The organism is Corynebacterium sp. ACRPQ, assembly GCF_022347225.1.
Classification (GTDB): Bacteria; Actinomycetota; Actinomycetes; order Mycobacteriales; family Mycobacteriaceae; genus Corynebacterium; species Corynebacterium tuberculostearicum_D.
Window position 1 is genome coordinate 1 of record NZ_JAKRNF010000031.1, and the last position, 10,938, is coordinate 10,938.

General features: G+C 59.6%; 11 protein-coding genes and 1 other RNA gene. 8 read left to right on the plus strand and 4 right to left on the minus strand.

Features of this window, described 5'->3' with window-relative positions:
* Positions 1-327 precede the first annotated feature (327 nt).
* On the plus strand, positions 328-1,056 hold the full coding sequence (locus tag MHY24_RS11740; RefSeq protein ID WP_239230856.1) for a kinesin: 729 nt from the start codon (positions 328-330) through the stop codon (positions 1,054-1,056).
* Positions 1,057-1,122: 66 nt separating this feature from the next.
* Here the strand turns inward: MHY24_RS11740 and MHY24_RS11745 are convergent, their stop codons facing one another.
* Positions 1,123-1,566: a DUF1990 family protein gene (locus MHY24_RS11745; protein WP_239230859.1), complete on the minus strand. Its 444-nt coding sequence runs from the start codon at positions 1,564-1,566 to the stop codon at positions 1,123-1,125.
* Positions 1,567-1,715: 149 nt separating this feature from the next.
* On the opposite strand from MHY24_RS11745, the gene MHY24_RS11750 reads away from it, so the two are divergent.
* Positions 1,716-2,804: a S1 family peptidase gene (locus MHY24_RS11750; protein ID WP_239230861.1), complete on the plus strand. Its 1,089-nt coding sequence runs from the start codon at positions 1,716-1,718 to the stop codon at positions 2,802-2,804.
* Positions 2,805-3,066: 262 nt separating this feature from the next.
* On the opposite strand, the gene hisN is transcribed toward MHY24_RS11750, so the two are convergent.
* A complete protein-coding gene (hisN, locus tag MHY24_RS11755) occupies positions 3,067-3,849 on the minus strand; it encodes a histidinol-phosphatase (RefSeq protein WP_198492690.1) in 783 nt (260 codons plus the stop codon).
* Positions 3,842-4,678, minus strand: a complete 837-nt coding sequence (locus MHY24_RS11760) for an inositol monophosphatase family protein (RefSeq protein WP_204609866.1) — start codon at positions 4,676-4,678, stop codon at positions 3,842-3,844. Before MHY24_RS11760 ends, hisN begins: the two co-directional genes overlap by 8 nt.
* Positions 4,679-4,738: 60 nt before the next feature.
* Between MHY24_RS11760 and prfB the strand changes: the two genes are divergently transcribed.
* On the plus strand, positions 4,739-5,842 hold the full coding sequence (gene prfB, locus MHY24_RS11765) for a peptide chain release factor 2 (RefSeq protein ID WP_204609865.1): 1,104 nt from the start codon (positions 4,739-4,741) through the stop codon (positions 5,840-5,842).
* Positions 5,843-5,925: 83 nt separating this feature from the next.
* On the opposite strand, the gene MHY24_RS11770 is transcribed toward prfB, so the two are convergent.
* Entirely contained in the window at positions 5,926-7,545 is a 1,620-nt protein-coding gene (locus tag MHY24_RS11770; RefSeq protein ID WP_239230864.1) for an AbgT family transporter, read from the minus strand.
* A 109-nt stretch (positions 7,546-7,654) separates the two neighbouring features.
* Here MHY24_RS11770 and ftsE point away from each other — a divergent pair, with 109 nt between their 5' ends.
* From ftsE to ssrA, 5 genes are all read left to right on the plus strand, one after another.
* Positions 7,655-8,344, plus strand: a complete 690-nt coding sequence (ftsE, locus tag MHY24_RS11775) for a cell division ATP-binding protein FtsE (RefSeq protein ID WP_239230866.1) — start codon at positions 7,655-7,657, stop codon at positions 8,342-8,344.
* Positions 8,341-9,243, plus strand: a complete 903-nt coding sequence (ftsX, locus tag MHY24_RS11780) for a permease-like cell division protein FtsX (RefSeq protein WP_239230869.1) — start codon at positions 8,341-8,343, stop codon at positions 9,241-9,243. Before ftsE ends, ftsX begins: the two co-directional genes overlap by 4 nt.
* A gap of 44 nt (positions 9,244-9,287) precedes the next feature.
* Positions 9,288-9,791 (plus strand): SsrA-binding protein SmpB, encoded by a 504-nt coding sequence (gene smpB, locus MHY24_RS11785; RefSeq protein ID WP_005322310.1) that lies wholly within the window; start codon positions 9,288-9,290, stop codon positions 9,789-9,791.
* On the plus strand, positions 9,784-10,140 hold the full coding sequence (locus MHY24_RS11790) for a DUF488 domain-containing protein (protein ID WP_204609861.1): 357 nt from the start codon (positions 9,784-9,786) through the stop codon (positions 10,138-10,140). The genes smpB and MHY24_RS11790 overlap by 8 nt, the downstream gene beginning before the upstream one ends.
* Before the next feature lie 62 nt (positions 10,141-10,202).
* Positions 10,203-10,583, plus strand: a transfer-messenger RNA (tmRNA) gene (ssrA, locus tag MHY24_RS11795).
* The last annotated feature ends 355 nt before the right edge of the window (positions 10,584-10,938 follow it).

Below are 10,938 nucleotides of genomic sequence, written 5' to 3' on the forward strand. Positions count from 1 at the left end.
AACCACGCAAAGCACTCAACTGGCGCACCCCAGCCGAAGTCATGACCAACGCCCTCACACAAACCGGTAGCATCAAACCAAACTAACCATCATCGTTGCAACGACCCCTAGAATCCGCCCCCGTCTTCAGTCGGCGAGGCCGCACTAATGCACAATAAGCACGTTTCTCCCTTTTAGATCCCAAAGTCCGGCAGAACGTGGCTGTAATGCATGTTTGGTTCAGCCGCATTGGGGGTGTGTCCCCAGTAAAAAATTTCCGTGCATGCTTCCGAACTTTCTGGAACCCTAGAGGAGAGAAGATAAATCTATTTAAAGGAGTACGCAGCAATGGCGAATAACCTAGGCCACGAAGTTGATTTGGACCGCAACGAATACAAGTACCTGGCATCTGAAGACAGCGTGTCTTCGGCAGCTAAGTCGGGCACCTCCGCTCAGTCCGGCGCGGCTGCAGCGGGTGCAGGGGTTGCAGCGGCAGGCGCCGCGGGCGCAGCCGGCCTATCCACACCAGTAGGCAAGCAGGCTGCGGATAATGCAGAATCGACCGCCAGCAAGTACGAGCCGCAGAATCACGTCGTCGCTGGCGCCGACGAAGAGCACGTAGGCTCTGCCTCCGAGCAGCCAGATCTGCAGGAGAAGCTGGACGAGGATAACTCGCACTATGCACCAAGCCAGCACATCGTAGGCGGCGCGAAGGAAGAGCACATCGGCTCCGCGCCGCAGCAGCCGGACCTGCAGGAGAAGCTGGACGAAGATAACTCGGACTACGCACCGAGCCAGCACATCGTAGGCGAAGCAAACGAAGAGCGTGTTGCTACTGCGCCGAACCAGGACAACGTCAATGGGCAGCAGTCCTCTGAGCGCCTGGATCAGCTAAAGGGCAAGGCATCCGAGGCTGGTAGCGCCGTCGGGGATGCTTTCCAGCGAGCTAAGGGCTTCGTGGAGGACAAGGCACACGAGTACCAAGAGGAGTCCACGAAGAAGGGTGGCTTCTTTGACCGCGTCAAGGGCGCTGTGCGCGATGCACGCGAGTCCATCGAGGACAAGCGTAAGAACTAACCAGCGCTGAGACTAAGCCGCTTTCCCGAGGTCGGGGAGGCGGCTTTTGTCGTATATACAATCCTGCTATTCGTCTAAAGCGTGAAGGTAGAGTCGGCTAATCAGCAGGCGCCTTGGCACGTCCACGAGGGGGCGCAGGAAGGGGAGGAAGGGCTCGGAGGCGGCGTCGATAAGCAGCAGCGTGCGGCCATCGCGCAGGCGCTCAAGGGTGAAGGTTTCTTCGCCGCGCTCGAGGTGTCCGGGGAGGGTGCCGTAGGTGAACCCGCAGCGGCCGTCTTCGTGGAATACATCGACCACTCGACAGCGAAAATCCCACGGGCCGAGGCCCATGGTGACCTCCGCACCTGGCACTACCACCTCATGGGTGGGGCGCACGCGGAAAAGGCCGCTGCGTTGGATTGACCAGCGGAAAATCCGGTGTGCGGCGGTATCAAAATCAGCGTCGATCACTCGTGACATGTGCAGCTGCGGAAAGCCAGAAGTATCGGTATAAGACAGCGGTGTGACCATGCGCCCAATGATAGGGGAGGGGTGATTACCCCCGAATTCTGGAAGAAATATAACGGCTTGGACACAGTCACAGGAGTTTGCTGATTCCACAATTCTTTCGTGCCAGTATCGAGCTTGCACGATGTTGACAACTGAAAGTAGGTACCTTGATGCTTCGCATTCCGCACCTTAAGAAAGTCCTGGTGGGCTCGGCTTTCGCTGGTGCGTTTTTCCTGGGCTCCCCGGCCGCAGGCGCCCAGGAATTGCCCCAACCGGATTTCGATTCCGCAGGGATTATTGACCAGGTCCGAGATGGCCTGGCTGGGGTAGGCATCCAAACCCCGCAGGTGGATAAGAACGTCACCGACGCCGTGGATTCCTCTGTGCGCAACGCGCAGCAAGCCGTGCAGCACACGGCGCAGCAGGCACAGTACGCGGAGCCGCTGACTAATCCGAATCCCATCGGCCTAGCGGAGCAGGCCACCCAGCCGGAGTTTAAACCGCAGGGAACCAATCCAAACTATAAGTGGAAAAATGATGGATTTTCCAAGGTAGCTGCGGGCAAGCCACAGGCTGACTACGTGCTGCACCGCGTGCCGGGCTCGTTCTTTGATGCCCCACGCATTCCAGAAGAATCTGTTGCGGCCATGAATGAGGGCGAGTCGCTTTATGGCCCCGGCACCCCGGTTTATGTCGATGAGAAAATGATGTGCACCCTGACTGTGGCGGGCAACGATAATGCTGGCCGCAAGGTTGGGCTTACCGCTGCGCACTGCGGCAACGTGGGGGATTCGGTCACCTCCGCCGATTCGGAGCAGATTGGCCCGACGGGCACCGTGGTGTCCAAGAATGAGGACCTGGATTACGCCGTCATTGAGTTCGGCTCTAAGGCCAAGGTCTCCCGCTCCTACAATGGCGTAACCGTCAATGAGTTGGGCGGCGGCGTTAAGCCGGGCCAGCAGGTGTGCAAGCAGGGCGTTGCCACCGGAAAGACCTGCGGTGTGACCTATCAGCAGGCAAAGAAAATTCAGGTTAACCAGGTATGCGCCATGATGGGCGATTCCGGTGCACCGCTGTTGGCCAACGGCCGCCTCATTGGCTCGATTACCGGCGGTTTCCTGCCGGTGAATTTCCCGTGCCGCACCCCGCTGCAGGGGCCGGTTCATAACCCAACCGCCGCAAACACCATGGATGCAGCCTTGGCGGATATGAACCGTCGCGGTGGCGTAGGTGCTGGCTTTACATTGCCTGAGGACTAGCCTCGCCAAACCTTTGCCCGCTTTCCCAGCCTTGGGGAGCGGGCTTCGTGCATCTTTGGCTGGTGCTAAAACCACAGCCAGTGGGGTATAGCGTGAATTACTTGCGAGCCATATCCAGAAGCCAGTCAGAGAGCCGCGCGATAGTGCAGCCGTCCTTATTGACACGCATCCGCCGCTAACCCGGATGCGAAAAATCCGAGTGTATGCGTACAGATCGGCCGCAGGGTGGCAGGTGCGTGTTACTTCAGCTGCGCAGAAATTCCTAGCCCTGTAGTGCGGCTAGGGCGTGCTTGTGGAGCAGGCCGTTGGAGGCGACGCCGGATCCGCCGTGGGGGCCAGGGTTTCCGTCAAGATCCGTAAAAGTACCGCCGGCCTCGGTCACGATGAGGGAGGGCGCGGCGAGGTCCCACAAGGACACCTCGGGTTCGGCGGCGATGTCTACCGCGCCTTCGGCCACGAGGCAGTAGGACCAAAAATCACCATAGCCGCGCAGTCGCCAGGTCTTGTCCGTGAGCGCGAGGAATTGATCGCGCAGGCCGCGTTCGGCCCATCCGGTCAGCGAGCTCATGGCCAGCGAAGAATCGGCGAGCTTTTCCACGTGGGATACGCCCAAGCGCTTGGGCTCGCCGCCGAAAACGCGGAAGGCACCAGCGCCCTTGGCTGCGTACCAACGGCGGCGCAGGGCGGGTGCGGAAACCACCGAAACTACCGGTTCGCCATCTTCCAAAAGGGAGATGAGCGTGGCCCATACGGGGACGCCACGCACGAAGTTCTTGGTGCCGTCGATGGGATCGATGACCCACTGGCGGCCCTTATAGCAGGCCTCGCCGCCGTATTCCTCACCCAGCACTTCATCGCGCGGGCGGGAGCGCTTAAGGGATTCGCGGATCTGCTTCTCACAGGTGAGATCCGCATCCGATACGGGAGACATATCCGGCTTTTCCTTGACGGAAAGATCCGAGGCCTCGAAACGATGCATGGTCACTACATCGGCATGGCCCGCCAGCTCGAGCGCGAGGCCCAAGTCTTCTTTGAACTTACCCACGGAGCCAATCCTCCATCTGATCCACTACCTGTTTATTGCCGGCCAAGCACCATTCGACGCCGCCGGCCTCTACCTTGCGGGCAGCACCGCCGGCCGCCTCCACGAGGGCTTTGCCGGGGAACCAATCCCAATCCGCCACCGAATGCTGCATCCATGCGCCCCATGTGCCATCGGCCACGGAGGACAGGTCAACAGAACCGGCACCGAGCATACGGACTGTAGCAAAGTTTTCCGCCACGCGCTGCCATGCCCCGCGGATATCCGCATCCACCAGCGAGGTTGGGTGCAGATACGTGGATAGTGAAATCTGCTCGGCCGGCTTCTCCTCTAGACGAGCCACCTCTTTCCCGTCGAGGGAAGTGGGGTAGTCTCGGCCGCCGAACCAGGTATAGCCCATGGCGGGGCGGTGGACGGCGCCGAGGGTGATCCCGGTGGCGTCGGTAAGCGCGAGCGCAGAGCACCAATAATCGGAGCCAGAAGAAAAGTTGTAGGTGCCATCGACCGGGTCAATGACCCAGGTCCGGCCGGACTCGGACTCGCGTGCCGCACCCTCTTCGCCGAGGATGCCGTCTTCCGGACGCACGGCCTCGAGCACGCCCGCAACGAAGCGCTCGGCCGCCCTGTCCGCATCCGTAACAACATCCGAGATAGAAGTCTTTTGCTCTACGTCGACGCCCATCTCGCGCAAGCGCCAGGCCAGGCGGCCGGCGTTATAGACAAGGGCCTGCGCAAGGTGCGCATCCCCGTCATCCGCGTGCGCGACAATGAAGGTCTTGATGACCGCGTCGATCATCTCCTGCAAGCTCGGCTTTTGATCCATGCCCACCATTGTCACCCTAAACGCGGCCGATGGCTAATTATGCCGGCCGGGTGGGTAGGATTGGGGCCTATGCGTCCCGAAGTAACAGCACGGCTCAAGCAATTGGAAACCACCCTGACCACCATCGAGAAGGTCATGGACCCGGAGGCTTTGGCTGCCCGCATTCGGGAACTAGAGGCCCAAGCCGGCGACCCATCCCTGTGGGATGACCCCGCCCACGCGCAACAGATCACCTCCGAGCTTTCCGCAGCGCAGGCCAAGGTCCGCAAGTTGGAATCGCTGCGCGGGCGCTTAGAGGACATGCCCGTGATGTACGAACTCGCGGAAGAAGAGGGCGATACCTCCCTGGCGGATGATGAGCTCGATTCCTTGGAGTCTGCCATCGAATCGCTGGAGGTCACCACCATGCTTTCCGGTGAGTATGACCCGCGTGAGGCGGTTATCAATATCCGCTCCGGCGCCGGCGGTGTGGACGCGGCCGACTGGGCCGAAATGCTCATGCGCATGTACACGCGCTGGGCGGAAAAGCACGGCCACAAGGTTGATGTCTATGACATCTCCTATGCGGAGGAGGCCGGTATCAAGTCCGCCACCTTCGTCGTCCACGGTGAATACATGTACGGCCAGCTCTCCGTGGAGCAGGGTGCGCACCGCCTGGTGCGCATCTCGCCCTTTGATAACCAAGGGCGGCGCCAGACCTCCTTCGCCGAGGTAGAGGTGCTTCCGGTGGTGGAGCAGACTGACTCGATTGAGGTGCCAGATTCAGAGGTGCGCGTCGATGTCTATCGTTCTTCTGGTCCGGGCGGCCAGTCTGTCAATACCACCGACTCCGCGGTGCGCCTGACCCACATTCCCACCGGCATTGTGGTGACCTGCCAGAACGAAAAGTCGCAGATTCAAAATAAGGCCTCGGCCATGCGCGTGCTGCAGGCAAAGCTGCTGGAGCGCAAGCGCCAAGAGGAACAAGCTGAGCTCGATGCGTTGGGCGCCGGTGGCAACGCCTCTTGGGGCAATCAGATGCGCTCCTACGTGCTGCACCCGTATCAGATGGTCAAAGACTTACGCACCAATTTTGAGGTGGGCGATCCCTCCAAGGTGCTCGATGGCGATATCGATGGCTTCCTTGAATCCGGTATCCGCTGGCGCATGCAGCAACAAGAAGATCAAGCTTAGGTCCATACTGATCGGGCTGAATTGAACGTGAAAAGGCCGAACTGAGGGGAGAAAATCCTCAGTTCGGCCTGATCTCTATGGACTTAACCCGCGTAGTCCATCGGCGCGCCCGGTCCCAGCGGGATGCCGATGAGGTACCAGATGACGAAGAAGGCGAACCAACCCACGATCATGCAGAGGGAGTAGGGCAGCGCCAGTGACATCAAAGTACCCACACCTGCTGGCTTGTAATAGCGCTGCAGGAAGGTCAGCGCCAAGGCGAAGTAGGGCGACATTGGGGTGATGATATTCGTCGGGGAGTCACCGATACGGAAGAGCATCTGGGAAACCTCAGGCGAGACGCCCACGTACATCATCATCGGTACGATGACCGGGGCCATCAGCGCCCACTGGGCGGAACCGGAGGTGATGAAGAGGTTAAGCAGTGCGACCATGGCCACCAGTGCGGCGAACATGACCAGCGGCGGCAGGGACCAGTGCTGGAGCAGCTCGGAGCCCTTGATGGCGGTCCATACGCCGAGGTTGGACCACTCGAACCAGGCGAGGAACTGAGCGACGGCGAAGAAGAGGACCAGCATGGGAACGAGGGTCTCGATGCCCTTGGCCATAAACTCCGGGACATCGGCAAAGGATTTCACGGTGCCAGCAGCCAAGCCGTAGACGATGCCGCATACCAAGAATGCCAAGGCGATCGGCACCGCGATGGCGCTAATGAGTGGCGACTCCATGAAGCTATCCCCTTGGCTTGCCAGCGGGGAGCCGGGGATAAAGAGCAGGGCAAAGAAGGCGGCAAGGAAGAGCACGAGCGCGATGCCGGAAGCAATCAGACCGCGCTGCTCGTTGGGCTTGATGCGCATCGCCTCTTCATCATCGGTGAAGTCGTACTCCTCATCCTCCTCTGAATTTGCGCCGGCCCCACCGGCGGCCTTGGAGAAGGACACCTCTTCGTAATTAATGTGGTCATGGTCCACCAGCTCGCGGGCCTTTTTGACCATGAGGAATTCCGTGACCGCGGTAATGATGAGAGAGAGCACCACGGCGGAAGGGATGACAAAGAAGATATTGGCCAGCGGGCTGACCTCATATTCTGGGTCCACAAACTGCGCGGCCGGGGTGGAAATACCCGCGAGCAGGAGGTCGGTGATATTCAGAATCAGCGAGGCATTAAAGCCGGCAGACGATGCCGCAAAGGCCACCATCGCGCCCACGATGGGGGAGCGACCCACGGCGTGGAAGGCCATTGCGCCCAGCGGGATCAGGATGACGTAGATGGCGTCAGAGGCCACGGAGCCGGTGACGCCGGCCAGCGCCACCACGAAGGTCAGCATCTTGGCGCTGACCTTGGTCACCATCGCGCGCACCAACGCGGAAAGCAGGCCAGACTGCTCCGCCACGGCCACGCCGAGCATCACGGCAAGGATGACGCCGAGCGGCGGGAAGCTGGTGAAGTTCTCCACTGCATCAGTAACCATGCGCGAGATATTCTCGGTGGTCAGCAGGGATTCTACTTCGATGGTTTCGCCGGTCTTGGGGTCCTCGGCGGTCATGCCGACTAGGTGTCCAAGCCAAGAGGTCACAGCGACGATGGCTGCGAGGATGACGAAGAGCCAGAATGGATCCGGCAGCTTATTGCCAATCTTTTCTACAGTGCCCAAGAAGCCGCTTGCAGAACGTGGTTTTTCTTTAGTTTCGGTTTCGGCCATTGTATCGGCACTTTCTGTCGATTGGGTCGGAACAAATTAGTGTCTTAGACCACGTTACTTAAATACAGTTCACAGCGTGGTGTCAACTTTAGTTGCTACAGTGATTCGCGTGATTAGATTCGACAACGTGACTAAGGCCTACTCCGCCGAGTCTCGCCCAGCGCTCGACGGGGTGTCCTTCGAGATTGCGGATGGTGAATTCGCCTTCCTTATCGGCCCGTCCGGCTCAGGTAAGTCCACCTTCTTGGAGCTCATGGTGCGCTATAGCAATGTGACCAAGGGCGATATTTATTTCGATGATTTCCACGTCAACGAGCTTTCGGGCAAGCAGATCAACGCGCTGCGCCAGTCCATTGGTTATGTATTCCAGGACTTCCGCCTGCTTCCCAAGCTGACGGTATATCAAAACGTGGCCTTTGCGCTGGAGGTTATTGGCAAGAGCAAGTACCGCATCTCCACCTCGGTCCCGCAAGTCTTGGATCTGGTGGGCCTAGAGGATCGCCGCGATGCTTATCCGCACGAGCTTTCCGGCGGCGAGCAGCAGCGCGTAGCCATTGCGCGTGCGGTGGTCAATCGGCCGAAGCTGCTGCTTGCCGACGAACCCACGGGCAACCTCGATCCCTCCACCGCCGACGAGATCATGGACTTGCTGCTGGGCATCAACCGCCGTGGCACCACCGTGGTCATGTCTACCCACAACGCCCGCGCCGTCAATAGGGCACGCAAGCGCGTGCTGGAGCTGCGCAATGGAGTCCTCGTGCGCGATGAGCACGAGGCGACGTACGAGGGGGAAGCATGAAGCTAGGTTTTATTTTCCGCGAGGCCACCAAGGGTCTCGGCCGCAACCTGACCATGTCCATCGCCATGATTATTACCACCGCCATTGCGGTAGGCCTCGTCGTCGCCGGCATCATGGTGACCAACCTGACCAAGGACACCAAGGAGATTTACCTCGACCGCGTCGAGGTCATGGTCCAGCTTAACGAGGATATTTCCGCTGGTGACCAGGATTGCGTGACCCCGGCCTGCGCGGATCTCCAGGGACAGCTCGACGCGGATGATTCCGTCGAGTCCGTGGAATACCGCAACCGCGCGGAATCCTATGAGCGATTCAAGGAACTCTTCCAAGACACCGACCCCGTCATGGTGGAACAAACCTCGCCCGATGCGCTGCCGGCAGCGTTCCACGTGCGCCTGAAGGATCCAGAAGACGCTTCTGCGATCGATGCGATTAGGGATAACCCGGCGGTAGAGGATGTCGTCGACCAGCAGCAAGAAGTGCGCGATGCCGCAAGCAACCTGGACTCTATCCGCAATGCCACCTTTGTGCTGGCCATCGTGATGTCCGTGGCGGCCATCTTCTTGGTGGCCAATATGGTGCAGATCGCCGCGTTCCACCGCACCCGCGAAACGGAAATCATGCGCATGGTGGGCGCGAGCCGGTGGATGACGCAGGCGCCGTTCGTACTGGAAGCAGTGCTGGCCTCGCTCATCGGCGTGGTCTTGGGTGGCGCCGGAATCTTCCTGGGCAAATCCCAAGTGGTGGACCCATCCCTGCAAGGCCTGTACGAATCCCAGCTGCTCGCCCCCATGAAGTCCGGCGACCTCTGGATTGCCCTGCCTCTCGTTGGCCTCCTGGCGCTGGTGGTCACCGCCGTCACAGCACATATCGCCCTGCGGTCCTATGTGCGCAAATAGCCCGTTTGCTGGGCCGGCTAAAAGGGCACTACACTGCCATAATTATGGCTAAGAAGGGCAAGAAGAATAAGAAGGCGGCGTCCGGCGAAGCAACGCTCGCTACTAACCGCCGGGCCCGGCATGACTACAAGATCCTCGAGGAATACGAGTGCGGCATCGTCCTGCTCGGCACCGAGATCAAATCCCTGCGGGAGGGAAAAATCTCGCTTAATGATGCTTTCGCCACCATCGACGATGGCGAGGTGTACCTGCGTAACCTGCACATTCCGGAATATTCCATGGGCTCGTGGACGAACCACAGCCCGCGGCGCACCCGCAAGCTTTTGCTGCACCGCCGCGAGATCGACAAGCTTTACGGGCAGGTGCGCAACGGTAATAAGACCTTGGTCCCGCTCAAGGTCTACCTCAAGAATGGCTACGCGAAGCTTTCGCTCGCGCTGGCGCAAGGTAAGCAGGACTATGACAAGCGAGAGGATATTAAGCGTCGCGACCAAGACCGCGAAATTTCCCGCGAGCTCGGCCGCCGCGTGAAGGGCATCAATGTTTAAGACGGCGAAGGTTCACGATGTAGTCAAGGGCGAGGACACTATCGAAGGCACTGGGGTGCTGGTGGATCGGATGTGGCCCCGGGGCGTCGCCAAGAGCGACCTGGTCTACGACGAGTGGTTCAAGGACGTCGCGCCGAGCCCCGAGCTGCGCAAGTGGTGGAACCACGACGAGGATCGCTTCGACGAGTTTGCCCGCCGTTACAAGGCCGAGCTCGATGACAATGACTCCGAGGAGCTCGCCCAATTGCGTGCGCTTGCCGACGCCACCCTCCTCTTCGCCGCCGCCAACCGCACGGTCAACCATGCGGTAGTCCTCAAGGAATGGTTAGAGGAGCACTTGAGGAAATAAAAGCGGGTGGGGTAGTGTTGAACGAACCGTAGGGAAGATGCACTATCCCGTCCCTACAGCATGGGGTTGATTTGGTTTCGACTTCGTGCACTGCGCCAGGGGAAGCGTGCCGGTGCAGGCTAACGACCACCGTATAAGCGTCGTAGCAACCAATAAACGCAGAGAAGAACTCTCAGCGTGACTACGCCCTCGCTGCCTAAATACAGCGACGCGTGTCTGTCAGCCTAGGTTTCGTTCCTGACCTAGATCCTGGCATCGACTAAGGAACTAGCCGGCTGGCCGGGTCATCAGGACCAGTCGGGACTCTTACTGGTGACTGGGCCCATCATCCGGACGTGTTCGCCCGATCCGGAGGGCCGAGCAGAGATTCTGTGCGGACTGCGCACGGAGAAGCCCTGGCAAGGTGACGAAGGACCCGGGTTCAATTCCCGGCAGCTCCACCGATAGGCCCCCGAGAAATCGGGGGCCTTTTTCCATGCAATGGCTTTTAGATCTGCGAACCCTCTCCTGCGGCATTGGAGGAAGGCAATCTCGCAGTGGACTTGGGGCCTTCTATATGGCTTAGGCCGCTCACCGAATCCTGCCTTCTGGCGCGGAGTTGCTCTGGCATGTGGTGCGGGAAATCCAGACTGTGCTGGGGATTTGTCATTGTTGGAGGGGTTGGACTACATTTATCCAAGTCGCCGCGAGGTAGCCGGGAGGTTACTTCTTTGCGAATTTTGTACGGACTTGGTTCAAGGATTTGACAGGGTTCATTGAGTTGAGTAGGTTTGTACGAGCCGCCAACGAGAGGTTAAC